The following is a 25,239-nucleotide window of genomic DNA, read 5'->3' on the forward strand; positions in this document are numbered from 1 at the left end:
GGCCCGGGCCGGGGCGGTTGCGGAAAGGGGCGTAAACCACCCGGTCGGGCGTTCCGACCGGGTGGCGCGGGGCTCAGCTCCTCGTGAAGTCCGCCGCCGCCAGGAGTGCCGTGTCCGGATTGTCGGAGAAGATGCCGTCGATACCCGTCGCCAGATAGGTCTTCAGCGCGCCGAAGACGTCTCCGTAGGCGTTCGGGTCCGTGCCGCGGCGGAAGTCCGCGGGCAGGAAGCTGTTCTCGTTGCGCTGGGTGTACGGGTGGAGGATCAGGCCCGCCGCGTGTGCGTCGGCCACCAGCGTCGTCGGGGTACCGAGCCGACCGCTCGCGTCGCGTGGGATGACCAGATCGAGGGTGGGGCCGATGCCCTGGGCGTACGAGGCGATCCAGCGCAGCCCCGCGGGCGTCACCAGGTCGGCGACCGTGCGCGGGTCACCCGCCTGGACGAAGTCCCAGGGGCGGCTGCTCGCGGCCGACAGCAGGACCACGCGCGGGGAGTTCACCAGCTTGGCGAGGCGCTGGATACTGCTCGGCTCGAAGGACTGCAGGAAGACCGCGGAGTCGGCGCGGTGACGACCGTACCGGCGCAGCAACTTGGCGAGGCGCTCCTCAAGCCCGAGGCCGAGGCCGCGGAAGTACGTGGGGTGCTTGGTCTCGACGTGCAGCCAGACCTCGCGGCCCCGGCAGCGCCCCTCCCGCTCGGCCCAGCGCAGCACCTCCTCGAAGGTGGGTATCTCCCAGCGGCCGTCGTAGAGGGTGTTCTCCTGGCGGGTGCCGGGAATGCGCTCCTTGGCGCGCAGCGTCTTGAGCTCGGCGGGGGTGAAGTCCTCGGTGAACCATCCCGTCAGGGAGACGCCGTCGACGGACTTGGTGGTGCGGCGGGAGACGAACTCCGGGTGGTCGGCGACATCGGTGGTGCCGGTGATGTCGTTCTCGTGGCGGCAGACCAGGTGGCCGTCCTTGGTGGGGACGAGGTCCTGCTCGATCACATGGGCGCCGAGGTCGAGGGCGAGCTGGTAGGAGCCGAGGGTGTGCTCGGGGCGGTAACCGCTGGCGCCGCGGTGAGCGATGACGGTGGGGACGGGGAGGGAGCGGAAGCCGTGACCGTGTCCCCGGCCCCGACTCTCCGCCGCCTGCGCGGTGCCCGCGGGCAGGACCGTCGATGCGCCCAGTACGGCCGCGCCCGCCACCCCGAGGACCGTCCGCCGGCCCGGGCTCCGGTGCTCACCCTGTGTCATGAAGGCTCCTTTGCATGGTGATGTCCCGCACCTGTCAACAGCTGCTCCGACCCTAGGCAGTCACCCCCTACCTGCGGCAGATCCTGGCCGAACATGGCGGAAACACACGTCAACACTGTGTATCCACTCGGTGAACCCGATGTGCGCAGGGGGGTGACCCGCGAGTATCGTCCTCACCTGCACAGTCCCCCACACACATCGACGCCGACCGCCCCGATACCGGAGGAACCGTTGTCCCGTCTCGCACTCATCAAGGCAGTGCTCGGACCGATCCTGCGCCTGATGTTCCGCCCACGTGTGGAGGGCGCCGAGAACATCCCGGGGACGGGTCCGGTGATCCTGGCGGGCAACCACCTGACCTTCATCGACTCGATGATCATGCCGATCTGCACGGACCGCCCGGTCTTCTTCATCGGCAAGGACGAGTACGTGACCGGCAAGGGGTTCAAGGGCCGGCTGATGGCCTGGTTCTTCACCAGCGTCGGCATGATCCCGGTGGACCGCGACGGCGGCCGCGGCGGTGTCGCGGCGCTGATGACGGGCCGCCGAGTGCTCGAGGAAGGCAAAATCTTCTCCATCTACCCGGAGGGCACCCGCTCCCCCGACGGCCGGCTGTACCGGGGCCGTACCGGCATCGCTCGCCTCACGCTGATGACGGGCGCGCCGGTGGTGCCGTTCGCGATGATCGGCACCGACAAGATCCAGCCGGGCGGGGCGGGGCTGCCCCGGCCGGGCCGGGTGACGGTGCGCTTCGGCGAGCCGATGGAGTTCTCGCGGTACGAGGGCATGGACCGCGACCGCTACGTACTGCGGGCGGTGACGGACTCGGTGATGTCCGAGGTGATGCGGCTGTCCGGCCAGGAGTATGTGGACATGTACGCCACCAAGGCGAAGGCCGCGTAGCGGTTACGGAGTGAACGAAGGGGCCCCGCACGGCGACTGCCGTGCGGGGCCCCTTCTTCTGCGACGCCTGCGCGTCAGTGCTCGACGCCGTCCTCCAGCTTCTGGCCCTTCAGCAGGAACCAGGCCGCGACCGCCGTCGCGAGAAGCACCGCCGCGCCGACGCCCGCCGCGATGCGCAGGCCGTCGACGAAGGCCACCTGGGCCGCGGAGACCAGGGCGGTCGCCGCGTCCGGCGCGAGGCCGGCGGTGGCCTCGACCGCGCCGCCGAGCGATTCGTGCGCCGCCGCGGCCGCGTCCGAGGGGACTCCGGCCGGGGTCGCGAAGCCCTGGTAGACGCCGGTGACGATCGAGCCGAGGAGCGCGATGCCGAGCGCCGCGCCCAGCTCGTATGCGGTCTCGGAGACCGCGGAGGCCGAACCCGCCTGCTCCTTGGGCACACTGGAGAGGATCACGTCGGCGGTGACGGTGAACGAGAATCCGGCGCCGAGGCCGACGACGAGCAGCGCCGCGCCGAGCAGCGGATAACCGGTCTCCTTGTGGACCAGGGTGACGACGGCGAGCGCGAGGCCGATTGCGCCGAGACCGCCGGCGACGACGGCGCGCACCGAGAACCGCCGGGCGTACCGGCCGGCGATCAGACCGGTGACCACCGCGCCGATGGCGGCGGGCAGTTCGGCCAGACCGGCCTCCAGCGGCTCGCGCCCCTGGACCAGCTGCAGGAACTGGGAGAGGAAGAAGACCAGTCCGGAGAGCCCGAAGACGGTGAGCAGGTCGGCCAGGACAGCGCCCGAGAAGCCACGGTGCTTGAACAGCCGCATGTCGAGCAGGGGCGACGCCAGCGTGTGCTGGCGCCTGACGAAGGCGTACAGGGTGGCCGCGCCGATGACGGCGGCCGCGACGACCTCCCACGTCAGGCCGTGCGAGGCGACTTCCTTGATGGCGTAGACGACTCCGATGACACCGACGAGCGAGAGCCCGACGCTGATCAGGTCCCAGGGGCCGGCGACCGGGTTCCTGGACTCGGGCAGCAGCTTGATGCCGACGAGGACCAGGGCTGCCATGACGGGCAGATTGATGAGGAAGACCGAGCCCCACCAGAAGTGCTGGAGCAGCGCTCCGCCGACGACCGGGCCGACCGCCGCGCCGGCCGATGCGGTGGCTCCCCAGATGCCGATGGCGAGGCTGCGCTCCTTGGGGTCGTGGAAGATGTTCCGGATCAGCGCAAGCGTCGACGGCATCAGCGTCGCGCCGGCGACGCCGAGGAGCGCACGGGCGACGATCATCATCTCGGGGCTGGTGGCGTACGCGTTGAGTACGGAGACGGCGCCGAAGGCCGTCGCACCGATCAGGAGCAGCTTCTTGCGGCCGATCCGGTCGCCGAGCGAACCCATGGAGACGAGCAGGCCGGCGATGACGAACGAGTAGATGTCGCCGATCCAGAGAAGCTGCGTGCCGGACGGCTCGAGGTCCTCGCTGAGCGAGGGCGTGGCCAGACCGAGCACCGTGGCGTCGACCGCGACCAGCAGGACCGCCAGGACGAGCACCGCGAGCGCGAGCCATCGCCCGGGGCTCTTCACCTCCGTCCCCTTCGTGAGGTTCAGCTGCTGGGTGGTGCTCATTTCTCCACGCTCCGTCGTGCGCCACCGAGCAGCAGCTCGGTGATCATGTACTGAAAGTCATTGGGGGCGACCCGGCCGTCCATCACGGACCAGGCACAGGCCGAGACGAGGCCGTAGAGGGCCTCGGTGAGCCAGGCGGGGCTCAGGTCGATCCGGAAGGTGCCTTCCTCCTGACCGCGTCTGAAGAGGGCGCTGACCCTCGCGTCGAGCCGGGCCCAGCCCTCGTCCACGTCGTCGCCCTCGAAGAGCTGGTTCTCGGTGACGAGGAAGGCCAGCAGCGGCGCGTTGGGCTCGGTTTCGACGACGAGCCGCCGTAGCGCCTCGTCCGCAGGACCGTCGTCGAGGCGTGCGGCGTCGCACGCGGCCTCGAACTCCGTCAGGCCCATCGCCTCCAGCGCCCTGACCAGCGCGTCCCGTCCGGCGAAGTGCCGGTGCAGGGTGGCGCGGCCGATGCCCGCGGCCCGGGCGACCTCGTCCATGGTGGCGGTCGATTTCCGGGAGAGCAGAGCGGCTGCGGTGCGGAGCACCTGGGTGCGGTCGACTGACATGAGACGACCATACACCGAATGAGACACCAATGTCTCATTCGATAAATCAACGCCTCACGATGGCGCGGGAGGGAATGCTGTGGACATGACGAAGCCGCTGCTGCTGATCGACGTGGACGGACCGCTGAATCCCTATGCGGCTCAGCGCGAACGCCGACCTGAGGGGTACACCACGCATCGCATGCGGCCGACCGGCTGGTTCGACACGAAGCCGCTGCGGGTATGGCTGAATCCCGCCCACGGGGCCGAGTTGCTCGCGCTGGCCGACGCGTACGAGCTGGTGTGGGCGACGACCTGGAAGGACGAGGCGAACGACTGGATAGGGCCGCACCTCGGACTGCCCGAGCTGCCCTTCATCGACTGGCCCCAGATGCACGGAAAGGCCCCTCGCGGGACCTTCTGGAAGACGCAGTACATCCTGGAGTACGCCGCCGGGCGGCCGTTCGCCTGGGTGGATGACGACATCACGTCGTACGACCACGAGTACGTGGACCGGAACCACCTCGCCGCCGCCCTGTTGCTGCACGTCGACCCCCGTATCGGACTGATCCGGCCGGACTTCGACGCGCTCGCGGACTGGGCGGCGGCGCTGTGACGCTGGGTGTTACAGCTTGGCGGTGGCCCAGGCGTGCTGGATCACCAGGTCCGCCTTGACCTCCAGGAGCTGCACGGCGACGGCCGAGGGAGCGGTGCCGCCGCGGCCGTCACGGGAGGCCAGCGCACCCGGCACGTTGAGGACCGTGCGGACCTCGGGGGTCAGATGCTCGGAGATCTTGGCGAACTGGTCGTCGGTGAGCCCGTCGAGCTCGACGCCGTCGGCCTCGGCCACCTTCACGCACTCACCCGCGACCTCGTGCGCCACCCGGAACGGCACACCCTGCTTGACCAGCCACTCGGCGATGTCGGTGGCGAGCGAGAAGCCGGCCGGGGCCAGCTCCTCCATGCGCTCCCGGTTGACGGTCAGCGTGGCCATCATGCCGGTGAAGGCGGGCAGCAGGACCTCCAGCTGGTCGCAGGAGTCGAAGACGGGCTCCTTGTCCTCCTGGAGGTCACGGTTGTAGGCGAGCGGCAGGGCCTTGAGGGTGGCCATCAGACCGCTGAGGTTGCCGATGAGGCGACCCGACTTGCCGCGCGCAAGCTCGGCGATGTCCGGGTTCTTCTTCTGCGGCATGATCGACGAGCCGGTGGAGAAGGCGTCGTGCAGGGTCACGAAGGAGAACTCCTTCGTGTTCCAGATGATGATCTCCTCCGCGATACGGGAGAGGTTGACCCCGATCATCGCGGTGATGAAGGCGAATTCGGCGACGAAGTCGCGCGAGGCCGTGCCGTCGATGGAGTTGCCCGCCGAGCCCCGCTCGAAGCCGAGGTCCTTGGCGACCGCCTCCGGGTCGAGCCCGAGGGAGGAACCGGCCAGGGCGCCGGAGCCGTACGGGGAGACGGCGGTCCGGGTGTCCCACTGCCGCAGCCGCTCCGCGTCCCGGGAGAGGGACTGGACATGGGCGAGGACGTGGTGGGCGAAGAGCACCGGCTGGGCGTGCTGGAGGTGGGTCCGGCCGGGCATGGCGACGTCCGGGTGCGCCTCGGCGAGGCCGACCAGGGCGTCCTGGAGGTCGGCGACGAGACCGCCGATGATGCGGGCGTGGTCGCGCAGGTACATCCGGAACAGGGTGGCGACCTGGTCGTTGCGGGACCGGCCGGCGCGCAGCTTGCCGCCGAGGTCGGGACCGAGACGCTCCAGGAGGCCACGCTCCAGGGCGGTGTGGACGTCCTCGTCGGCGATGGTGCCGACGAACTCGCCCGAGGCCACGTCCGTTTCCAGCTGGTCGAGGCCCGCGAGCATCCGCGTCAGCTCGTCCTCGGTGAGCAGCCCGGCCTTGTGGAGCACGCGCGCGTGGGCACGGGAACCGGCGATGTCGTACGGCGCGAGGCGCCAGTCGAAGTGGACCGACGCGGAGAGCTTCGCGAGGGCCTCGGCGGGGCCGTCGGCGAAGCGGCCGCCCCAGAGCCGGACGTCACCGTTGTTGCTGCTCACTGCTGTGCTCCTCAGGACAAGGGTGGAGATGTGCGACCGCCTTCCCCACGGCGGGTGGACGACCGGGGAGGCGGCTGTGGAACGACTAGGGGTTGCGCGAGGTCACGCCGGGCGGCGGTCGCCGCGGAGAGCTCGACGATGCGATAGGCATAACTATGCAGTCCTCCGTATGTTCTGTCAACGCGGTCCCTGGGGCGCGGGAAATTCAGGGGCGGTCGCCGGAGGCGACGCCTACGCTCCCCCCATGCCGAGCTGCGAAGACATCGAACACGCCGTGCGACTGGCACAAGGGGTACCGGTCGCCGAGGCGATCGATGTCTCGGACGCGGCGGAGTGGACCGGGCTGGACCGCGCGGTGCGGGAGATCGCGGGGTATCGGCGGTCGAGCTTCCCCTCCTTCGCATGGGCGGCCGCCGGCCCCGTGCGCCGGGCGACCTGGGAGTGGGACGCGCCCCTGCCGTCGGTGAACCTGTCGCGGAATCGTTCGCATCCTGAACCCGCCGAATCCGAGGTCGCCCTCGCCCTGTGCCACCCCGACGGCCGGATACGGCAGGCCGCGCTGCGACGGGCGGAGGGGCTGCCCGCCCTGCTGCCGCTGATCGCGATCCGTTGCGCGGACTGGGCGGAGCCGGTCCGCACGGAGGCACGGAGCCTGCTGCGGACCGCGCTGCCCGGCGTCGACCCGGACGGGATCGGGGTCCTGGCCGCCGTCGTCCTGCGGATCTCGGGCCGACAGCGCGGAGACGTCGCCCTCGACCTGGTGGAGACCGCCCTGCGAGCGGGCCCCGCACCCGCGCTCGACGCCCTCCTCGCGAGCGAGGAACGGGCCGTGCGAAGGCTCGGACACCGGCTCGCGGTCGAACGCCAGCTCTTCTCCCCCGTCCGGCTGGCCGTGATCGCCGCCACGGACGGGGACGTGGTCGTCCAGGACCTCTGCGCGAGCGGCGCGCTCGCGGCTGTCGACGTCACCACCGGCGACGACGTACTGCAGCCCCTGCTGCGGTCCCCGTTCCCGCGGGTGCGGTCGGCCGGCGTGACGGCGTTGCGCCGGACGGAGCGGCACGGGGAGGCCGCGCCCTTCCTCACGGACCGGTCCGCACTGGTGCGGGCCTGCGCCCGCTACGTACTGCGGCAGGCCGGGACCGAAGCCGCTCCCCTCTACCGAGCGCTGTGCGCGGGCACGGACGTGCCGCCCGGCGCGCCGCTCGGGCTCGCCGAGTGCGGTTCGCGGGACGACGCGGACCTCCTGTGGCCGCTGACCCTCCACCCGCGCGACGGTGTGCGCGCCCGTGCCGTGGCCGGGCTGCGGCTCCTGGAGACGGTGGACGTGGCGCGGCTGAAGGTACTTCTCGACGACCCCGCGCCCGGCGTCGTGCGGGAGGCGGCGAGCGCACTCGTACCGTGGGCGCACCGGCTGTCCCCGGCGGAGCTGACGGAGCGCCTGGACCCGGACCGGCCCCGGCACGTGCGCGTCGCGGCCTTCCGGCTGCTGGCCGCGCAGGGTGGGAAGGGGTACGGGGAGGCGGCGCGGCGGCTGAGCCGGGACCCGGACGCGAAACTGCGGGCCAACGCGCTGGCGGTGGTGGGGTATTGACGCACCACCAGGTGACGCGGGCTGCCGTACGCCTCCCGGCACGGAAGAATCGGAGGCATGGGAAAGACATATGAACGAATAGACGGACGGCTCCGCGCCTTCATCGAGGCCCAGCCCATCTTCTTCACCGCCACCGCGCCGCTCGACGGCGACGGCACCGTCAATCTCTCTCCCAAGGGGCTGACCGGCTCCTTCGCCGTGATCGACGAACTGACCGTCGCCTACCTCGATTTCGCCGGCAGCACCGCCGAGACCGTCGCGCATCTGCGGGAGAACGGTCGCATCACCCTCATGTGGTGCGCGTTCCAGGGGCCGCCGAACATCGTGCGCGTCCATGGACGCGGCGAGCCCGTGTTCCGGGACGACCCGCGGTGGGAGGGGCTTCTGGCGCACTTCCCGGGCATCGATGTCACCCTGCACGGGCTGCGTGCGATCGTCGTGGTCACCGCCGAACTGGTCCGGGACAGCTGTGGGTACGGGGTGCCGTTCATGGCGTACGACGAGGACCGCGATCTGCACGGGAGGCGGTTCGCGCGCGAGGACGACACCTCGCTCAGCGAGTACTTCGCGAAGAAGGAGCACATCGCGTCCAGCATCGACGGGCTCCCGGGGCTTCCGCTGCCCCTGCCGCCGCTCACCCGGCCGGGGCGTTGAAGACCGGCGGGGCGCGTACCGACCGATTCGACATCGGTCGGTACGCGCCCCGCCGGCGTGACCTCAGCGGTCGTTCTGCGCGAGCCGCAGCAGGTGGTCGGCGAGCGCCTGGCCGCCCGCCGGGTCGCGGGAGATCAGCAGCAGCGTGTCGTCACCCGCGATCGTGCCGAGGATCGCGTGGAGTTCGGCCTGGTCGATGGCCGACGCGAGGAACTGGGCCGCCCCCGGCGGGGTCCGCAGCACCACCAGGTTCGCGGAGGCCTCGGCGGAGATCAGCAGTTCGCCGGAGAGCCGCCGCATCCGCTCCTCCTTGGCGGACTCGCCGAGCGGCGCCTGCGGGGTGCGGAAGCCGCCCTCGCTGGGCACCGCGTAGATCAACTCGCCGCCCGTGTTGCGGATCTTCACCGCGCCGAGCTCGTCGAGGTCGCGGGAGAGGGTCGCCTGGGTGACGCTCAGCCCGTCGTCCGCGAGGAGCTTGGCCAGCTGGCTCTGCGAGCGCACCGGCTGCCGGTTGAGGATGTCGACGATCCTGCGGTGGCGTGCGGTGCGGGTCTGCGGAACGGACGGCCCGCCGTGCTCGGATTCCTGCGCGTCGGTCATCGTCGTCTCATTCTCCGGTTCGTCCTTCCCCGTTCACCGCTTCGTCGAGGACACCGGGCAGCGCTGCCAGGAACGCGTCCACCTCGGCGTCTCCGATGATCAGTGCCGGCATCAGCCGTACGACATCGGGGGCGGGCGCGTTCACCAGGAGACCGGCGTCCTGAGCCGCCTGCTGCACCTGGGGTGCGAGGGACTCGGTGAGCACGATACCCAGCAGGAGGCCCGCACCACGGACATGGGAGACCAGCGGGTGGTTCAGACCCTCGATTCCACCGCGCAGCTTCTCGCCGAGCCGCTTGACCTCGTCCAGCGTTCCGCCGGTCGCAAGAGTGTCGAGCACGGCCAGGCCGGCGGCGCAGGCGACCGGGTTTCCGCCGAAGGTCGTGCCGTGATGGCCGGGCTTGAACAGCTCGGCCGCCTCGCCGAAGGCGACGGTCGCACCGAGCGGCAGCCCGCCGCCGAGGCCCTTGGCCAGGGTCACGATGTCGGGGTCGACGCCGTCGTGGCCCTGGTACTCGAACCAGTGGCCGGTCCGGCCGACACCCGTCTGGACCTCGTCGAGGACGAGGAGCGTGCCGGTGGCGCGGGTGATCTCGCGGGCGGCCTGGAGATAGCCGACGGGCGGGACGACGACGCCGTTCTCCCCCTGCATCGGCTCGATGATCACGAGCGCGGTGTCCTCGGTGACCGCGGCGCGCAGGGCGTCGACGTCTCCGTACGGGACGTGCGTGACGTCGCCCGGCAGCGGCAGGAAGGGGGTCTGCTTGCCGGGCTGGCCGGTGAGCGCGAGCGCGCCCATGGTCCGGCCGTGGAAGCCGCCCTGGGTGGCGACCATATGGGTCCGGCCGGTCAGCCGGCCGATCTTGAACGCACCTTCGTTGGCCTCGGCCCCGGAATTGCAGAAGAAGACCCGCCCGGGCCGGCCGAAGAGCTGCAGCAGCCGCTCGGCGAGGGCGACCGGCGGCTCGGCGACGAAGAGGTTGGAGACATGGCCGAGCGAGGCGACCTGGCGCGAGACGGCCTCGACGATCGCCGGGTGGGCGTGGCCGAGGGCGTTGACGGCGATACCGCCCACGAAGTCGAGGTACTCGGTGCCGTCGGCGTCCCAGACCTTGGCGCCCTCACCGCGGACGAGCGGCAGCCGGGGCGTGCCGTAGTTGTCCATCAGCGAGCCCTGCCACCGCTGGGTCAGTTCCGCGTTGCTCATTCCCCGTCCCCCGTCGTCTCGTCGGGCACGACCATCGTGCCGATGCCCGAATCGGTGAAGATCTCCAGCAGGATCGAGTGCTGGACGCGGCCGTCGATCACGCGGGCCGTGGTGACCCCGTTGCGTACGGCGTGCAGGCAGCCCTCCATCTTGGGGACCATGCCGCTGGAGAGGTCGGGCAGCAGCTTCTCCAGCTGGCTCGCGGTGAGCCTGCTGATGACCTCGTCGCTGTGCGGCCAGTCCTCGTAGAGGCCCTCGACGTCGGTCAGGACCATCAGGGTCTCGGCGCCCAGCGCCGCAGCGAGAGCCGCAGCCGCCGTATCAGCATTGACGTTGTAGACATGTCCGTCGTCCTCGGAGCGGGCGATGGAGGAGATGACCGGGATCCGGCCGTCCTCCAGGAGCGCCTCGATGGCGCCGGTGTCGATGCCGGTGATCTCGCCGACCCGGCCGATGTCGACCTGTTCGCCCGCGATGACCGGCTGGTGCTTGGTGGCGGTGATGGTGTGCGCGTCCTCGCCGGTCATGCCGATGGCGAAGGGACCGTGCTGGTTGAGCAGGCCGACGAGTTCGCGCTGGACCTGGCCGGCGAGGACCATCCGTACGACGTCCATGGCGTCCTCGGTGGTGACGCGCAGGCCGGCCTTGAACTCGCTGACGATGCCGTGCCGGTCGAGCGCGGCGCTGATCTGGGGCCCGCCGCCGTGCACGACGACCGGCTTGAGCCCGGCGTGCCGCAGGAAGACGACGTCCTGGGCGAAGGCGGCCTTGAGTTCCTCGTCGATCATGGCGTTGCCGCCGAACTTGATGACGACCGTCTTGCCGTTGTGGCGGGTCAGCCAGGGCAGCGCTTCGATGAGGATCTGGGCCTTCGGGAGCGCCGTGTGCTTACGGGTGGGGTTCGTGGAATCGCTCATGACGAGTACGCGCTGTTCTCGTGGACGTAGTCGGCGGTGAGGTCGTTGGCCCAGATGACGGCGGACTCGGCACCGGCGGCGAGGTCGGCGGTGATGGTGACCTCCCGGAAGCGCATGTCGACGAGGTCGCGGTCCTCGCCGACCGAGCCGTTCTTGCAGACCCACACGCCGTTGATGGCGACATTGAGCTGGTCGGGGTCGAAGGCGGCCTGCGTGGTGCCGATGGCGGAGAGCACCCGGCCCCAGTTGGGGTCCTCGCCGTGGATGGCGCACTTGAGGAGGTTGTTACGGGCGATGGAGCGGCCCACCTCGACGGCGTCGTCCTCGGTCGCGGCGTTGATCACCTCGATACGGATGTCCTTGCTGGCGCCCTCGGCGTCGCCGATGAGCTGACGCGCGAGGTCCTGGCAGACGGTCGTCACGGCCTCGGCGAACTCCTCGTGCGCCGGGGTGATGCCGGAGGCGCCGGAGGCGAGGAGGAGGACGGTGTCGTTCGTGGACATGCAGCCGTCGGAGTCGACCCGGTCGAAGGTGACCTTGGTGGACTGCCGCAGGGCCGTGTCGAGGTCCTTGGCGGCGACGTCGGCGTCGGTCGTGAGCACGACGAGCATGGTGGCGAGGCCGGGGGCGAGCATGCCCGCGCCCTTGGCCATGCCGCCGACGGTCCAGCCCTCCTTGGTGACCACGGAGGTCTTGTGGACGGTGTCGGTGGTCTTGATGGCGATGGCGGCCTTCTCGCCGCCGTGCTCGGAGAGCTCGCCGACGGCCTTCTCGACGCCGCTCAGGACCTTGTCCATGGGGAGCAGCAGGCCGATGAGGCCGGTGGAGGCGACGGCGACCTCGCCGGCGCCGACCTCGAGGAGCTCGGCCACCTTCTCGGCGGTGGCGTGGGTGTCCTGGAAGCCCTGCGGGCCCGTACAGGCGTTGGCGCCACCGGAGTTGAGGACGACGGCCGCCAGCTCGCCGGTGGTCAGCACCTGCTGGGACCACAGGACGGGCGCGGCCTTGACGCGGTTGGAGGTGAAGACGCCGGCGGCGGCGCGGCGGGGCCCGTTGTTGACCACGAGGGCCAGGTCCGGGTTGCCGTTCTCCTTGATCCCGGCGGCGATGCCCGCTGCCGTGAATCCCTTCGCTGCGGTGACGCTCATGGAGCGACTCCAATCGTGGAAAGTCCGGTGTCCTCAGGGAGCCCGAGGGCGATGTTCATGCTCTGCACCGCGCCGCCGGCGGTGCCCTTGGTGAGGTTGTCGATGGCGCTGATCGCGATGATGCGGTTCGCGGTCTCGTCGTACGTGACCTGGATCTGAACGGCGTTGGAACCCTGCACGGACGCCGTCGACGGCCACCGGCCCTCGGGGAGCAGGTGGACGAACGGCTCGTCCGCGAAGGCCTTCTCGTACGCGGCCCGTACCGTCTCTGCCGTCGCCCCGGGCTTCGCCGGCGCGGAGCAGGTGGCGAGGATGCCGCGCGGCATCGGGACGAGCGTCGGCGTGAAGGAGACGGTGACCCGCTCGCCGGCCAGGGGGCTGAGGTTCTGGCTCATCTCGGGGGTGTGCCGGTGGCCACCGCCGACGCCGTAGGGGGTCACGGAGCCCATGACCTCGCTGCCGAGCAGGTGCGGCTTGAGGGCCTTGCCCGCACCGGAGGTGCCGCTGGCGGCCACGATCACGGCGTCGGGTTCGGCGAGACCGTTCTCGTACGCGGGGAAGAGCGCGAGCGAGACGGCGGTGGGGAAGCAGCCGGGGACCGCGATGCGCTTGGACCCCTCCAGCGCGGCACGGGCACCCGGCAGTTCGGGAAGGCCGTAGGGCCAGGTCCCGGCGTGCGGGGACCCGTAGAACTTCTCCCAGTCGGCGGCGTCGTTCAGCCGGAAGTCGGCGCCCATGTCGACGACGAGGACGTCGGGGCCGAGCTGCTCGGCGACGGCGGCGGATTGGCCGTGCGGCAGGGCGAGGAAGACGACATCGTGCCCGGCCAGCTCCTCGGCGATGGTCGGCGCGAGGACGCGGTCGGCGAGCGGGAGGAGGTGGGGCTGGAGGGCCCCGAGCTTCTGCCCGGCGTTGGAGTGGCCGGTCAGGGTACCGATCTCCACCTGGGGGTGGGTGAGGAGGAGACGCAGGAGTTCTCCACCCGCGTATCCGCTCGCGCCTGCCACTGCTGCTCGTACCGTCATCGAAACCCTCCTCCTGGATGGCATGACTATACGCAGACCCGCAGTTTTATGCAAAGCAAGATCCGCTGATCTGCGGAAGCGAAGAATCCGATTCGTGGCCGCATCCGCAGGCCCATGGGAAACCTCCCGGACCACCGGCATCGCCGCACGCTGCGCGGCACCGCTTCGGGAGGAGCCCGTCCGTCCACAGCGGACGACACATGACGGAGAAATGACAAAGGCAAGGAGGTTCACCCACTCCTTGCCACTCTCAACATATAGCACGAGGGGGGCCTTGCGGCAAGGCCCCCCTCGTGGCGCAGACTCTCCGAGTCAACGCCGGGACCTGCGGGAACGCGGTGTTCGCGGCGTACGTGAGCTTTCTTCGAACGGGGCGGTTCTCATGATGGACGTGATCGTGGTCGGCGGCGGACCGACCGGCTTGATGCTGGCCGCCGAGCTGCGGCTGCACGGGGTGCAGGTGCTCGTGCTGGACAAGGAGACGGAGCCGACCCGGCAGTCCCGCGCGCAGGGTCTGCATGTGCGCAGCATCGAGGTCATGGACCAGCGCGGTCTGCTGGAGCGCTTCCTCTCGCTCGGGCAGCAGATCACGGCCGGCGGTTTCTTCGCCGGTCTCAGCAAGACGTGGCCGGCGCACCTGGACACGGCCCATTCGTACGTCCTCGCCATCCCGCAGCAGGTCACCGAGGGCCTGTTGGCCGAGCACGCCACCGAGGTCGGCGTCGAGATCCGGCGTGGCTGCGAGGTGGTCGGACTGCGCCAGGACGACCAGGGGGTGACCGTCGAGCTGGCCGGTGGGGGCGTAACCGGCGAGGGAGGGACGGAGCTGCGTTCGCGCTTCGTCGTCGGGTGCGACGGTGGCCGCAGCACGGTGCGCAAGCTGCTCGGTGTCGGCTTCCCCGGTGAGCCCTCCAGGGTGGAGACGCTGCTGGGCGAGATGGAGCTGACCACACCGCAGGAGGAGATGGCCGCCGTGGTGGCCGAGATCCGCAAGACCCAGCAGCGGTTCGGCACCATGCCGCTGGGGGACGGGGTGTACCGGGTCGTGGTGCCCGCCGAGGGGGTGGCCGAGGACCGTACGACCGCGCCGACCCTGGACGAGTTCAAGGTGCAGCTGCGGGCGTTCGCCGGCACCGACTTCGGCGCGCATTCGCCGCGCTGGCTCTCACGCTTCGGCGATGCCACCCGGCAGGCCGAGCGCTACCGCGTCGACCGGGTGTTCCTGGCCGGTGACGCGGCGCACATCCACCCGCCGACCGGCGGGCAGGGGCTCAACCTGGGCATCCAGGACGCGTTCAACCTCGGCTGGAAGCTGGCCGCCGCGGTCGCCGGCTGGGCACCGGAGGGGCTGCTCGACAGCTACCACGCCGAACGGCACCCGGTGGCCGCCGACGTGCTGGACAACACCCGCGCGCAGATCCAGCTGATGTCGACCGAGCCCGGTCCGCAGTCGGTGCGCCGCCTGCTGACCGAGCTGGTGGAGATCGAGGAGGTGAACCGGTATCTGATCGAGAAGATCACCGCGATCTCGGTCCGCTACGACTTCGGCGAGGGCCATGACCTGCTCGGCCGGCGGATGCGCGACGTGCGGCTGAAGCACGGCCGCCTCTACGAGCGGATGCACACCGGCCGCGGTCTTCTGCTCGACCAGACCGGCCGGCTCTCGGCGGCCGGCTGGGAGGACCGGATCGACCACGTCGTCGACGTCAGCGACGAACTCGACGTGCCCGCGGTACTGCTGCGGCCCGACGGTCACGTGGCATGGGTCGGCGAGGATCAGAAGGAACTGCAAGGGCGGCTGCCCGAGTGGTTCGGCCCCGCGACCGGTTGAGCAGGGGGATGTGGCCCCTTGGCATCCCCCTCGGTGCGCCCTCGCCTCGCCGCCGGCCACCGGGCCGAGAGGACGGTGCAGATGTCGTTCTCGGCGCGGGTGGCCGGATCGGTGCCGGCGGCGTGCCGGGCGAGGTCGCCGAGAGGGATGCCGGCCCGGTGGAGCCCGGAGAAGCGTCGGTCGGTCTCTTCGAGGTGCCGACGGACGGGGTCGGTGACGTGGTCGCGGAGGGCTTCGCCGCTGTCGCGGAGCGCGAGGACGGAACGGATCTCGGCGAGCGGCGGTCCGGCGTGCCGGGCGTCGCGGACGAACGCGAGGCTGGTGCCGCTTCGTTCTTCGGGCCGCTGCCCGGCCGCGAGAGCCACGCGCCGACGGGCTCTACCCGTCCTTCAGGGGGTTGGGGAGCCGCGTCCAGAGGTCCCTGCCACCCTTCGGATCCAGCCGCATCAGGGTGAGCGCCTTCGCGGGGAGCGGTTCCGTCCGCAGGACGTGAAGGGCGGGGGTCGGTGCGAGGTCCCGGGTCGCTGCTTGCAAAATCGCGCCGAGCGTCGCCGCGTCGCCTGCCGGCGGGCCGAGCGCGCCGGTGACCAGGCTGCCGAGGACCTTGCGGCGGAGGGTGGCCGGGTCGTCGTTCAGAAGCCGGCCGCTCACGGGCGGGGGCGGGATGCCGTGTCGGGCCAGACGGGCGGGGCTGATGCGGATGTCGGCGAGATCCCGGTAGACGAGGCGCAGGGCCCGGCCCTCGGCGTCGATGACGACGAGAAGGTTCTGGCCGTGCGCCTCGAGGGCCACCCCGAGGTCGAGCAGGTCCAGGCAGACGCCGAGGGCCAGTCGCGCGAACTCGACGACCCGGTCGAACCGTTCACCCGGTGCGCGGGAGTCGAGGACCGCCGGCAGAGCCGCCACCGGAACGACCTGCTCCCCGGCTGCCGAGTCGGCGTGGATGTGCGGTGACTCGCGCAGGATGGCCGCCAGGTCGGCGGTTCCCGCTCCCGCCGCCGCCCGTGTACGGGCGATGTGCAGACGGCCGTCGAGCCGGCGGGCGAGGCGCTCGACGAAGTCGGACGTGGCGACGGCGTGGGTGACGCTGTACGCGGAGATGTCCCGCACGGTCGAGGTGAGTCGCGTACTCAAGGCCGTCTTGACGTGCGTGTCCCCGCCGAAGTCGAGCGTACGCAGCGACAGCAGGGGGTGCGCGGCCGGACCGGGGCGGAGGGGGAGACCGGACAGGACGTGCTGGGCCTGCCAGGGGTGGACGGGAATCAGTACCGAGCGGCCGTCGCGGAGTTCGCGGGGCCAGGTGCCCGACACCGCCGCGCCCTCGACGACGGCCAGCCGCAGGGAGACCACGGGCCGGTGCTCCGGCGCGTACGCCAGCTGCTCCGCCGCGGAGAAGCCGGGCCGGGAGCGGCAGCCGGGGTGGTACGGGTGCCCGTCGGTCACCCCCTGCTCCCACTCCCACGGGCGGCTCGCGGGCGGAATCGGTGGCCGGGGCGCCGTGCGGGAGAGCGCCAGGGAAGCGACGCTGTGGTCGAGCTCGGCAGCGAACCGTCCGCCCTGCGGCACGGTCAGGGCCGCCATCAGTTCAGCCGGGTGATCGAACAGTGCTCCGTCCAGGCCGAGCCCGGTGACCGACGACGCCGTCGCCCACGGATCCGAGAGCGGGCCGCGCAGAGACCGCCCGTCGGCCAGGCGCAGGGTGACGCCTTCGCGGTCGGTCGTACGCGCCGCGATCCAAGGAAGCGGCTCGTGGACCAACCCGCGCCAGAGTCGGGTCAGTACCGCCGCCCGGGCGTCCGGAAGCGCCATGGCGTACGCGGCCGTCGACGTGGGGCGGACTGCGTCCAGCTCGGACAGGAGGGTGCGTTCCGCGACCGTTCGACACATGCGGATGTTCTATCGCAGGGTCGCTCAATCCACACATACTGATGTCGATGAAGAGACTCAGCCGGGCCGCTGACGCACTGGCCGTGACGCCTCTGCTCAACTGCCTGCTCCGCGAGGCCGCGGAGCCGATCGGCGGGCCGACCGGGGACCGGGCCGGAACGGCGACCGACGGATACGCCGTCCACCGGCTTCGGGTCAGCGGGCGGCTCCTGCGGGTGCGCCCCGGCCACCGCCCCTCCGCGCCGGAGCTGTGGAACGGTCGTACGTGGCGGATCCTGCGCCACGCCGGGCTCGTCGACCTCGCCGTCCGGGAGATGCACGCCTCCACCGGCCGGTCCAACCCCGCTCTGGCCGCCGAGATGGCCGCCAGCCGCACCGCGGTGAAGGCCGCGCTCGCGGCTCGCGCCCGTGCCGTACCACCCGAGAACCTCTGGCTACGGTCCGAGCAGTCGCTGGTGATGGGGCACCCCTACCACCCGGCCCCCAAGGCACGTACCTGTGACGGCTCCCCCACCGCCTGGCTGCGATACGCGCCCGAGGCGTACGCCCGGTTTCCCCTGGTGTTGTTGGGCGTTCGCGAGGACGCGGTGGTCGAGGGCGGAGACACGAGGGCCCTGGACGCCCTCGGCGAGGCACCCCCCGGCTACCGTCTGCTTCCCGCCCATCCCTGGCAGCTCGAACTCTCCGGACGGACACCGCGGATACGCGCCGCCTTCGCCGAGGGCCGCCTCGTCCGGCTGGGCATCACGCCCGGGTCGGCACGACCGACGGCTTCGGTGCGCACGCTGCACATCCCCGGGGACGGCCCCTGGGGCGGCGGGGACCTGTTCCTGAAGTTCAGCCTCGACGTCCGGATCACCAACGACATCCGCCGGATGCGGCGTCACGAGCTGCTCCATGTGCGCCGCACCGACCCGCTGGTCGCAACCGCCTTCGCCGCCATGGACGGCCCGGCGGCCTGGCTCAGCGACCGCGGCCATCGCACGGTGGACGGCCTCGTCGAGACGTGTGCCGTCCTCGTACGGGACGGCCTGGACCGGCACCTGGTCCCCGGTTCGACCGCCGTGCTGGCCGCCGCGCTCGCCGAGGGCTTCCGCGGCAACCCCCTCGACCGGATCGACGACCCCCTGCCCTGGTGGTCGGCGTATCTGCGGTGTGTCGTACCGCCCGTCCTCGAAGCGTTCGCCCGCTTCGACGTCGTCGTGGAGTGTCACCTGCAGAACACACTGATCGCGGTGGACGCCCAGGGCACCCCCGTCCAGGCCGTCTTCCGCGACGCGGAAGGGGCCAAGACGATCCCGCGGATGCCCCGCGCGGCGGCCTGGCGGAGGCTCGTGTACTGCCTCGTCGTCAACAACCTCTCCGAGATCGCCGGCGCCCTCGCCCACCGCTTCCCGGGATCCGCCACCGCTCTGTGGGCCGTGGCCCGCGACGAGTTCGGGCGAGGTGGGCGGCAGCGGGATCTCCCCGACATCCACGGCCTCCTCGACTCGCCGACCGTCCCCGGCAAGGCCAATCTGCTCTCCCGCTGGATCGACGCGGACGGTACCGAGCCCCGCTACGTCCCCGTGCCCAACCCGCTCACGAACCGGAAGGGCTCCGGAGCCTGACGGTCCGTCGTTCATGGCGGGCTGCCGTGTGTCACACGCCGCCTCTCGCGCACGTCATCGCACTGACGGAAGCGACGAGGAGTGATGACGACCATGGACGACCACGAGTTTCTCGCCCGGCGGTTCGACGCCCACCAGGACCGGCTGCGGGCCATTGCCCTCCGGATGCTCGGATCGCACGGCGAGGCGGAGGAGGCACTGCGCGAGGCGCGGGTTCGGCCAGGCGAAGTGGAACGCTGGCTGGAGGTCGCCGTCGGGCGGGTATGCGTAGGCAGGCTCCGGACACGGATGGCGGACGGGTACGGGCGGGGCGAGGCGCTCCCGGGGCCGGAGGACGGTGTCGACTCCGTGTGGCTGGCGCTGCTCGTCGTACTGGACTCGCTGGCACCGGAAGAGCGGCTCGCGTACGCCCTGCACGACCTGTTCGGGCTGCCGCTGCGCGAGGTCGCGCGGATCACAGGCCGTACCCACGAGGAGGCGGGGCGGCTCGCCGGACGGGCGCGGCTCCGGGTACGGGGCTCGGGCGGGGCGGAGCCGGAGGCCGAGCCGGGCCCGCGGCACACGGTCGTCGAGGTGTTCCTCGCCGCCGCCCACGCGCGGGACGCGCGTGCCCTCGCCGCCGTCCTGGACCCCGATGTCGTGGCGTACTCCGAGAACGGCCCGGTCCACGGCGCGCCCGCCGTCGCCGAGGGAGCCGCCGCGTTCGCCCCACTCGCCGCGGTGGCGAGACCGGCGCTGGTGAACGGGGCGCCGGGGGTCGTCGCGTTCAGCGAAGGACGCCCGGTCCGCGCGGTGGCGTTCACGATCCGGGGCGAGCGGATCACGGCCCTCGACATCACGACGGACGAGGAGCGGTTGCGGAGGCTCGATCTGGTCCTCCCGGGGTGGTGAGTGGGTGCCTCCGCGCGTGCGGTGGGGCGGCACCCGGGCGAATCTCCGGCCCGACCCGGCCTTCCGGGTGGTGGCGAGCGGGTGCGCCCCACCACCCGGGCGAAACTCCGATGCGCGTCCGCGCGCCCTCCGTTAGCCTCGACGGCATGTCTACGCCCCGAATCTCCTAGCTCAAGGACCCGCTTCCACGCCACCCGTGTGTCCTTCTGCTTACTCGGAGCGTTACCCCATGATCACCGTTCGCGGTGCCGACGTGCGCGTCGGCGCCCGTCTGCTCCTGTCCGACATCTCCTTCCACATCGGCCCCGGTGACCGGATCGGCCTGGTCGGCCGTAACGGCGCCGGGAAGACCACCCTCCTCGACACCCTGGCCGGGCTGCGTCGCCCGGGCGCGGGGTCCGTCACCCGTAGCGGCGAGATCGCTCACCTCCCGCAGGACTCCCGCGCCGCCGATCCGACCGTCACCGTCTCGGACCGGATCCTCTCCGCGCGCGGACTCGACCGGGCCGCGCATACCCTGCAGGCGGCGGCGGTCGCCCTCGGCGAAGCCGGCACCGAGGCCGACGGCGCGCGGTCGATGGCCGCGTACGCCCGTGCGGAGGCGGAGTTCGAGGCACGCGGCGGATACGCCGCCGAGGCCGAGGCGGCGCGGGTCGCCGCCGGCCTCGGGCTGCCCGCCGAGGTGCTGGGGCGGGCCGTCGGCACGCTCTCCGGCGGCCAGAAGCGCAGGGTCGAGCTGGCCAGGATTCTGTTCGCGGGACACGGCCGCGAGGGCACGCTGCTGCTCGACGAGCCGACCAACCACCTCGACGCCGACTCGATCGGCTGGCTGCGCGGGTTCCTCTCCGCGCACCAGGGCGGTCTGGTGTTGATCAGCCATGACGTCGCCCTCCTGGCCGACACGGTCAACCGGGTGTTCCACCTCGATCCGCAGCGCGCCACGATCGACATCCACAACACCGGCTGGGCCGCGTACCTGGCCCAGCGGGACGCCGACGAGCGCCGCCGGACCCGCGAGCGGGCCAACGCCGAGCGCAAGGCGGCGTCACTGCACGCGCAGGCGGAGCGGATGAAGTCCCGGGTCGCGACCGCGACGACGGCCAGGAGCATGGCCCGCCGCGCCGACCGGCTGCTGTCGGGACTCGAACCGGCACGCCGGGCGGACCGGGTGGCCCGTATCCGGCTTCCGGAGCCCGCGCCCTGCGGCCGGATGCCGCTGGGCGCGGTCTCCCTGACCAAGGCGTACGGGACCGGCCGCCCGGTCCTGGAGGGCGTCGACCTCGCCGTGGACCGGGGCAGTCGGCTCGTGGTGCTCGGCCTCAACGGGGCGGGCAAGACGACGCTGCTGCGGCTGCTCGCCGGGCGGGAGTCGCCCGACTCGGGGCGCGTGGTGCGCGGTCCCGGCCTGCGTGTCGGGTACTTCGCCCAGGAGCACGAGACCCTCGACCCGGGTCGCTCGGTCCGGGAGAACCTCGCCGTCGCGGCACCGCAGCTGACGGACACGGAGGTACGAGGGGTCCTCGGGGCGTTCCTGTTCCGGGGCGACGACGCCGAGAAGCCGGCCGGGGTTCTGTCGGGCGGGGAGAAGACCCGGCTCGCACTGGCCGGCCTCGTCCACTCGGGCGCGAACGTGCTGCTCCTGGACGAGCCCACGAACAACCTGGACCCGGCCTCGCGCGACGAGGTCCTGGCCGCCGTGGGCACGTACCCGGGCGCGATCGTGATGGTCACGCACGACGAGGGAGCGATCGACGCGCTGCGCCCTGAGCGGGTGCTGCTGCTGCCGGACGCGGACGACGACCTCTGGAACGAGGAGTACCGGGAACTGGTGGCCCTGGCGTAGCTCCTTCCGGCGGAGCGCCGTGCGTCCGGCGCTCCGCCGGACGCACGGTGTGATCGCCAACGCTCGGCCCCGTGGAGTCACCGGCGTTCACGCGCGGACAAGCCTTCATTGTTAGCTAATTAGCTCATGTGCTAAATATTGCGCGTGACCGAAGAAGGCACGTACGACGACGCGAGCGTCTTTCGCGCGCTCGCCGATCCGACGCGGCGTCAGATCCTGGAGGATCTACGGGGCGGCGAGCTCGCCGCCGGGGAGATCGCGGCGCGGTTCGCGATCAGCGCGCCCTCCATCTCCCGGCATCTGGGGGTACTCAAGGGGGCGGGACTCGTCACCGAGCGGCGTGACGGCAATCGGATCCTGTACTCGCTCGTGGAGGAACGGCTCGCCGCGTGTGTGGGGCGGTTCCTGAGTGCCGTCTGTCCTGAGCAGATCGTTCTGCGCCACACCAAGTGGCGTGACAAGGGAGCCGCTTCATGAGACCGCCCCGGCTCGCCAGCGTCATCGAGCGACGGCTGCTCGTCAACTACCGCGTCGAGCCCGAGGTCGCGGCCCGGCACCTCCCCGACGGACTGCGCCCGCAGCTGATCCGGGGGCACGCCGTCGCCGGCATCTGCCTGCTGCGGCTCGGCTCGGTGCGCCCCGTCTGGGCACCTGCCGCGGTGGGCCTGCGCAGCGAGAACGCGGCGCACCGGTTCGCCGTCGAGTGGGACGGCCCGGACGGCACCGAGACCGGGGTGTACATCCCGCGCCGCGACACCGCCTCCCGTATCAACCGCTGGGCCGGTGGCCGGGTCTTCCCTGGGGAGCACGGCCACGCGGAGTTCGAGGTGTGCGAGAGCGAGGACACCGTAAGGGTGGCCTTCACGACCCACGACGGGGACACCCGGGTGGATGTCACCGCCGAGATCGCCGAGAGCCTGGAGGGCAGCGAGCTGTTCGCCGGCCTCGACGAGGCGTCGGCGTTCTTCCGCGGCGGCAGCAAGGGCTACTCACCCACCGGTGCCGGACCACAGCTCGACGGGATGCGGCTGGACACGGACGCCTGGCGCATCGAGCCCGGCCGGATCACCTCCGCCCGGTCCAGCTACTTCGAGGACCCGGACCGCTTCCCGCAGGGGAGCACCGCGCTGGACTCGGTGCTCGTCATGCGTGATGTGCCGGTGCGGTGGCAGCCGCTCCCCCGGCTGCCTTCCGGCCGGGCCGCCCTCCTGTCTGCTTGACGGCCCGCAGCACCACGAACTTCGGGTCGCTCGCGACCAGTTCGCAGGAGCCGAAGATGCGGCGCAGTGTGACGTGGTAGCCGAGGTGGCGGTTGCCGACGACCCACAGTTCGCCGCCCGGCCGCAGCGCGCGCCGCGCGTCGGTGAACATCCGGCGCGCGGTGCGGTCGGTGGTGGCCTGGTGACTGTGGAACGGCGGGTTGTTGAGCACGACGTCGACCGAGCCGGGCGCGAGGTCCGTCAGCCCGTCCCCGACCACGAACTCGGCCGGGCGGCCGGGCTCGACGTGGGAACGGAAGTTCTCCTCGGCGGAGGCGACGGCCTGGTAGGACTCGTCGGCGAAGACCAGCTCGGCCTCGGGCTCGGTGAGCGCGACGGCCAGGCCGACGACCCCGTTCCCGCACCCCAGGTCGGCGACCCGGGCGCGGCCGAGGCCCTTCGGCAGGTGCTGGAGGAAGAAGCGGGTGCCGATGTCGAGGCGGTCGGCGCAGAAGATCCCGGCCTGGTTGGTGACGGTACGGCCGGCGACGATCGCGGCGTCGGCGGGGAGTTCGTACCGGTACGGCCAGGGGTTGGCCGCCCGCTCGAGTCCCGGATCCGGAGTGCAGAAGATCAGCCGGGCCTTCTTCGCGGCGAGCGAGGTGCGGGTGGGGCCGAGGATCTTCTCGAAGAGCTGGAGCGTGGAGGTGTGGATGTCCTTGACCATGCCGGTCCCGACGATCACGGTCCCCTCGTGCACGGCGGGCGCGAGCCGGTGGAGCTGGTCCTCCAGGAGCGCGAGATTCTTGGGGACGCGCACCAGCAGGACGTCGACGCGCTCGGGTGGCGGGTCCTGGGTGGTGAGCAGCGCGATCCCGGCCGGCACGGCTCCTGAGCGGGCCAGGTTCTCCTCGGTGGCCCTGCGGCCGAGGTAGGAGTCGGAGATCTGCGTGAGGGCCGCGGGGCGCCGTGCGGCGAGGGCGGTGGTCAGCGCGCCCCAGCGGTCACCGACGACGGCGACCGCGCCGGACAGATCGGTGTCCGTCTCGGCCAGGTGCCGCAGCAGGTACTCGTCGGACGCGTCCCAGGCTCGCAGGGAGTCGCGCGGGTCCTCGGGGAAGCGGGTGAGCGGAAACTCGCCCCATGACGTGGTCAAACGGTTCATCGTGGTCTCAGGCTAGCCGGTCGGCCGCCTCGGCGATGCTGCCCCACAGCGCGCCGAGGAGGAGCTCGGGCGTCGGGGCGCCGGGAAAGCCGTCGTCTGTGGCGATCGCGGTCGTGACGGGGTCGATCTCGGCCATCCTGCGCACGGTCTCCGCCTCGGGCCCGGCCGCCTCGACGACGCTGCGCAGGAACAGGACGGTGGCCGCCGTCCGCCACACGGGCTCGGCGGTGAGCCGGGCACGGGCCGAGGCGGCGGGGCGCCCGGTGGCGGTGGCCCAGGGATCGGCGGCCAGGAAGCGCACGGTGCCGACGCCGGTGAACTCGGCGGCCGCCGCGCACATGGAACAGGGCTCCTGGGTGGACCAGAGGGTGTGGCCGGCGAGATCCCATCCCGTACGGGCCCGGGCGAGGGCGTTCATCTCGGCGTGCGCGAGCGGGGTGCCCCGAAGGATCTCCGCTCCCTCCGCCTCGGCGTCGTACGCGCGGTTGCGGCCCTCGGCGACGATCGTGCCGTCGGCGTCGGTGAGGACGGAGCCCACGGCGAGGCCCCCGGAGCGCAGTGCCCGGTGGGCGAGTTCGAGGGAGCGCCGGGGTGCGGGATCCAGGGCTTCCCAGGCGGCGGTAAAGGCGTCCCTGGCGGCGGTGCGGGCGGACGCGGTATCGGTGCAGGCCGGCGCGGGGTTCTCGGTCATGCCGGGATCGTAGGCACCGACGGCCCGCTACTGTCCGACGGTCGCCTGGAGGTGGAGGTGCCACAGACCCGGGCGGCCGGTGAGGGTGACCGTGGACAGCGGGCGGACGTCGACGTTCCAGAACGTGGCGGGCGGCGCCTTGAGCGCGTACACCAGCGCCGCCCGTACGACGGCGGGTTCGGCGACGGCCACGATGGAGCCGTCGTCGGTCGGCCTGGTGTCGAGCCAGCCCCCTATGCGCGAGATGAAGGCGAGGAGGGTCTCGCCCCCGTGCGGGGCGGTCCACGGGTCGGCCAGCCAGGCATCGACGGCGGCCGGTTCGAGGGCGGCGACCTCGGCGAGGGTCAGTCCGCGCCAGCGGCCCATGTCGCAGTCGCGCAGCGCGGGCTGGGCCAGCGGGGCGAAACCGAGGGCCGTGCCGGTGGCGCGGCTGCGGGGCGTCGGGGAGCAGTAGCGCAGCTCGGCCGCGCCGAGCGGGACCAGTGTGTGCGCGGCGAGCTGCACCTCGTACCAGCCGGCCTCGTCGAGCGGCCGGTCGTCGTCGAACCGCTCGGCGAGCAGCGAGGAGCTGCGCGCCGCTGCGACGAGCGTGACCCGAAGACCCATGGCCGCGATCGTGAGGCCGGAAGCCCGGCAGGTCA

At 71.8% G+C, this 25,239-nt stretch carries 24 protein-coding genes; 10 read left to right on the top strand and 14 right to left on the bottom strand.

What is annotated here, in order from left to right; all coding sequences use genetic code 11:
• Positions 1-73: 73 nt before the first annotated feature.
• Positions 74-1,234 carry a glycerophosphodiester phosphodiesterase gene (locus ACZ561_RS19745; protein WP_470996537.1) on the bottom strand — a complete coding sequence of 387 codons (1,161 nt, stop codon included), beginning with the start codon at positions 1,232-1,234 and terminating at the stop codon, positions 74-76.
• Positions 1,235-1,465: 231 nt separating this feature from the next.
• On the opposite strand from ACZ561_RS19745, the gene ACZ561_RS19750 reads away from it, so the two are divergent.
• Positions 1,466-2,137 (top strand): lysophospholipid acyltransferase family protein, encoded by a 672-nt coding sequence (locus ACZ561_RS19750; protein ID WP_329122715.1) that lies wholly within the window; start codon positions 1,466-1,468, stop codon positions 2,135-2,137.
• A 74-nt stretch (positions 2,138-2,211) separates the two neighbouring features.
• On the opposite strand, the gene ACZ561_RS19755 is transcribed toward ACZ561_RS19750, so the two are convergent.
• Together ACZ561_RS19755 and ACZ561_RS19760 are read right to left on the bottom strand one after the other, a co-directional pair.
• Positions 2,212-3,756 (bottom strand): MFS transporter, encoded by a 1,545-nt coding sequence (locus tag ACZ561_RS19755; protein ID WP_470996540.1) that lies wholly within the window; start codon positions 3,754-3,756, stop codon positions 2,212-2,214.
• Positions 3,753-4,304, bottom strand: a complete 552-nt coding sequence (locus tag ACZ561_RS19760; protein WP_384528426.1) for a TetR/AcrR family transcriptional regulator — start codon at positions 4,302-4,304, stop codon at positions 3,753-3,755. Before ACZ561_RS19760 ends, ACZ561_RS19755 begins: the two co-directional genes overlap by 4 nt.
• A gap of 85 nt (positions 4,305-4,389) precedes the next feature.
• Between ACZ561_RS19760 and ACZ561_RS19765 the strand changes: the two genes are divergently transcribed.
• Positions 4,390-4,899 (top strand): HAD domain-containing protein, encoded by a 510-nt coding sequence (locus ACZ561_RS19765; protein WP_470996543.1) that lies wholly within the window; start codon positions 4,390-4,392, stop codon positions 4,897-4,899.
• A 9-nt stretch (positions 4,900-4,908) separates the two neighbouring features.
• Here ACZ561_RS19765 and argH read toward each other — a convergent pair whose 3' ends face one another.
• Positions 4,909-6,336, bottom strand: a complete 1,428-nt coding sequence (gene argH / locus ACZ561_RS19770; RefSeq protein WP_470996545.1) for an argininosuccinate lyase — start codon at positions 6,334-6,336, stop codon at positions 4,909-4,911.
• A gap of 244 nt (positions 6,337-6,580) precedes the next feature.
• Between argH and ACZ561_RS19775 the strand changes: the two genes are divergently transcribed.
• The gene (locus ACZ561_RS19775) at positions 6,581-7,930 is read left to right on the top strand and encodes a hypothetical protein (protein WP_470996548.1); all 1,350 of its coding nucleotides are present in this window, start codon (positions 6,581-6,583) and stop codon (positions 7,928-7,930) included.
• A gap of 57 nt (positions 7,931-7,987) precedes the next feature.
• Entirely contained in the window at positions 7,988-8,584 is a 597-nt protein-coding gene (locus ACZ561_RS19780) for a pyridoxamine 5'-phosphate oxidase family protein (RefSeq protein ID WP_470996551.1), read from the top strand.
• A gap of 63 nt (positions 8,585-8,647) precedes the next feature.
• Here ACZ561_RS19780 and ACZ561_RS19785 read toward each other — a convergent pair whose 3' ends face one another.
• From ACZ561_RS19785 to argC, 5 genes are read right to left on the bottom strand one after another with little or no spacing between them, the layout of a single operon-like run.
• Positions 8,648-9,184, bottom strand: coding sequence for an arginine repressor (locus ACZ561_RS19785; protein ID WP_361847393.1), 537 nt, complete (start codon positions 9,182-9,184; stop codon positions 8,648-8,650).
• 7 nt (positions 9,185-9,191) lie between these two features.
• On the bottom strand, positions 9,192-10,391 hold the full coding sequence (locus ACZ561_RS19790) for an acetylornithine transaminase (RefSeq protein ID WP_470996555.1): 1,200 nt from the start codon (positions 10,389-10,391) through the stop codon (positions 9,192-9,194).
• Complete coding sequence (argB, locus tag ACZ561_RS19795; protein WP_470996558.1) at positions 10,388-11,308, bottom strand: acetylglutamate kinase; 921 nt, start codon at positions 11,306-11,308, stop codon at positions 10,388-10,390. Before argB ends, ACZ561_RS19790 begins: the two co-directional genes overlap by 4 nt.
• Complete coding sequence (gene argJ, locus ACZ561_RS19800; RefSeq protein WP_470996561.1) at positions 11,305-12,456, bottom strand: bifunctional glutamate N-acetyltransferase/amino-acid acetyltransferase ArgJ; 1,152 nt, start codon at positions 12,454-12,456, stop codon at positions 11,305-11,307. The genes argB and argJ overlap by 4 nt, the downstream gene beginning before the upstream one ends.
• Positions 12,453-13,481 carry an N-acetyl-gamma-glutamyl-phosphate reductase gene (gene argC, locus ACZ561_RS19805; protein ID WP_470996563.1) on the bottom strand — a complete coding sequence of 343 codons (1,029 nt, stop codon included), beginning with the start codon at positions 13,479-13,481 and terminating at the stop codon, positions 12,453-12,455. Before argC ends, argJ begins: the two co-directional genes overlap by 4 nt.
• A gap of 382 nt (positions 13,482-13,863) precedes the next feature.
• On the opposite strand from argC, the gene rox reads away from it, so the two are divergent.
• Positions 13,864-15,312, top strand: coding sequence for a rifampin monooxygenase (rox, locus tag ACZ561_RS19810; RefSeq protein ID WP_470996566.1), 1,449 nt, complete (start codon positions 13,864-13,866; stop codon positions 15,310-15,312).
• Here rox and ACZ561_RS19815 read toward each other — a convergent pair.
• Positions 15,258-15,677, bottom strand: coding sequence for a MerR family DNA-binding protein (locus tag ACZ561_RS19815; RefSeq protein WP_470996569.1), 420 nt, complete (start codon positions 15,675-15,677; stop codon positions 15,258-15,260). The genes rox and ACZ561_RS19815 overlap by 55 nt on opposite strands.
• Before the next feature lie 13 nt (positions 15,678-15,690).
• On the bottom strand, positions 15,691-17,199 hold the full coding sequence (locus tag ACZ561_RS19820; RefSeq protein ID WP_470996571.1) for an IucA/IucC family protein: 1,509 nt from the start codon (positions 17,197-17,199) through the stop codon (positions 15,691-15,693).
• Between the two features lie 41 nt (positions 17,200-17,240).
• On the opposite strand from ACZ561_RS19820, the gene ACZ561_RS19825 reads away from it, so the two are divergent.
• From ACZ561_RS19825 to ACZ561_RS19845, 5 genes are all read left to right on the top strand, one after another.
• A complete protein-coding gene (locus ACZ561_RS19825; protein WP_470996574.1) occupies positions 17,241-18,809 on the top strand; it encodes an IucA/IucC family protein in 1,569 nt (522 codons plus the stop codon).
• 93 nt (positions 18,810-18,902) lie between these two features.
• Positions 18,903-19,700 (top strand): sigma factor-like helix-turn-helix DNA-binding protein, encoded by a 798-nt coding sequence (locus ACZ561_RS19830; protein ID WP_470996577.1) that lies wholly within the window; start codon positions 18,903-18,905, stop codon positions 19,698-19,700.
• A gap of 229 nt (positions 19,701-19,929) precedes the next feature.
• Entirely contained in the window at positions 19,930-21,543 is a 1,614-nt protein-coding gene (locus ACZ561_RS19835) for an ABC-F family ATP-binding cassette domain-containing protein (protein WP_470996580.1), read from the top strand.
• A 144-nt stretch (positions 21,544-21,687) separates the two neighbouring features.
• Positions 21,688-22,020, top strand: coding sequence for a metalloregulator ArsR/SmtB family transcription factor (locus ACZ561_RS19840; protein WP_470996583.1), 333 nt, complete (start codon positions 21,688-21,690; stop codon positions 22,018-22,020).
• Entirely contained in the window at positions 22,017-22,763 is a 747-nt protein-coding gene (locus tag ACZ561_RS19845) for a DUF2071 domain-containing protein (protein WP_470996586.1), read from the top strand. The genes ACZ561_RS19840 and ACZ561_RS19845 overlap by 4 nt, the downstream gene beginning before the upstream one ends.
• On the opposite strand, the gene ACZ561_RS19850 is transcribed toward ACZ561_RS19845, so the two are convergent.
• Genes ACZ561_RS19850 through ACZ561_RS19860 form a run of 3 tightly spaced genes read right to left on the bottom strand, consistent with a single transcriptional unit; the run spans position 22,687 to position 25,204 of the window.
• Positions 22,687-23,907 carry a methyltransferase gene (locus ACZ561_RS19850; protein ID WP_470996589.1) on the bottom strand — a complete coding sequence of 407 codons (1,221 nt, stop codon included), beginning with the start codon at positions 23,905-23,907 and terminating at the stop codon, positions 22,687-22,689. The two genes, ACZ561_RS19845 and ACZ561_RS19850, sit on opposite strands and share 77 nt — an antisense overlap.
• A 7-nt stretch (positions 23,908-23,914) precedes the next feature.
• The gene (locus tag ACZ561_RS19855) at positions 23,915-24,598 is read right to left on the bottom strand and encodes a nucleoside deaminase (RefSeq protein WP_470996592.1); all 684 of its coding nucleotides are present in this window, start codon (positions 24,596-24,598) and stop codon (positions 23,915-23,917) included.
• A gap of 27 nt (positions 24,599-24,625) precedes the next feature.
• On the bottom strand, positions 24,626-25,204 hold the full coding sequence (locus ACZ561_RS19860; RefSeq protein WP_470996595.1) for a histidine phosphatase family protein: 579 nt from the start codon (positions 25,202-25,204) through the stop codon (positions 24,626-24,628).
• Between the last annotated feature and the right edge of the window lie 35 nt (positions 25,205-25,239).

The organism is Streptomyces sp. NPDC039609 (assembly GCF_055596705.1).

Coding starts and splice junctions, on each gene's coding strand:
- ACZ561_RS19745 (WP_470996537.1), bottom strand. CDS start 1,234: ATGACACAGGGTGAGCACCGGAGCCCGGGCCGGCGGACGGTCCTCGGG.
- ACZ561_RS19755 (WP_470996540.1), bottom strand. CDS start 3,756: ATGAGCACCACCCAGCAGCTGAACCTCACGAAGGGGACGGAGGTGAAG.
- ACZ561_RS19760 (WP_384528426.1), bottom strand. CDS start 4,304: ATGTCAGTCGACCGCACCCAGGTGCTCCGCACCGCAGCCGCTCTGCTC.
- ACZ561_RS19765 (WP_470996543.1), top strand. CDS start 4,390: ATGACGAAGCCGCTGCTGCTGATCGACGTGGACGGACCGCTGAATCCC.
- ACZ561_RS19775 (WP_470996548.1), top strand. CDS start 6,581: ATGCCGAGCTGCGAAGACATCGAACACGCCGTGCGACTGGCACAAGGG.
- ACZ561_RS19780 (WP_470996551.1), top strand. CDS start 7,988: ATGGGAAAGACATATGAACGAATAGACGGACGGCTCCGCGCCTTCATC.
- ACZ561_RS19785 (WP_361847393.1), bottom strand. CDS start 9,184: ATGACCGACGCGCAGGAATCCGAGCACGGCGGGCCGTCCGTTCCGCAG.
- ACZ561_RS19790 (WP_470996555.1), bottom strand. CDS start 10,391: ATGAGCAACGCGGAACTGACCCAGCGGTGGCAGGGCTCGCTGATGGAC.
- argB (WP_470996558.1), bottom strand. CDS start 11,308: ATGAGCGATTCCACGAACCCCACCCGTAAGCACACGGCGCTCCCGAAG.
- argJ (WP_470996561.1), bottom strand. CDS start 12,456: ATGAGCGTCACCGCAGCGAAGGGATTCACGGCAGCGGGCATCGCCGCC.
- argC (WP_470996563.1), bottom strand. CDS start 13,481: ATGACGGTACGAGCAGCAGTGGCAGGCGCGAGCGGATACGCGGGTGGA.
- rox (WP_470996566.1), top strand. CDS start 13,864: ATGATGGACGTGATCGTGGTCGGCGGCGGACCGACCGGCTTGATGCTG.
- ACZ561_RS19820 (WP_470996571.1), bottom strand. CDS start 17,199: ATGTGTCGAACGGTCGCGGAACGCACCCTCCTGTCCGAGCTGGACGCA.
- ACZ561_RS19825 (WP_470996574.1), top strand. CDS start 17,241: ATGTCGATGAAGAGACTCAGCCGGGCCGCTGACGCACTGGCCGTGACG.
- ACZ561_RS19830 (WP_470996577.1), top strand. CDS start 18,903: ATGGACGACCACGAGTTTCTCGCCCGGCGGTTCGACGCCCACCAGGAC.
- ACZ561_RS19835 (WP_470996580.1), top strand. CDS start 19,930: ATGATCACCGTTCGCGGTGCCGACGTGCGCGTCGGCGCCCGTCTGCTC.
- ACZ561_RS19845 (WP_470996586.1), top strand. CDS start 22,017: ATGAGACCGCCCCGGCTCGCCAGCGTCATCGAGCGACGGCTGCTCGTC.
- ACZ561_RS19850 (WP_470996589.1), bottom strand. CDS start 23,907: ATGAACCGTTTGACCACGTCATGGGGCGAGTTTCCGCTCACCCGCTTC.
- ACZ561_RS19855 (WP_470996592.1), bottom strand. CDS start 24,598: ATGACCGAGAACCCCGCGCCGGCCTGCACCGATACCGCGTCCGCCCGC.
- ACZ561_RS19860 (WP_470996595.1), bottom strand. CDS start 25,204: ATGGGTCTTCGGGTCACGCTCGTCGCAGCGGCGCGCAGCTCCTCGCTG.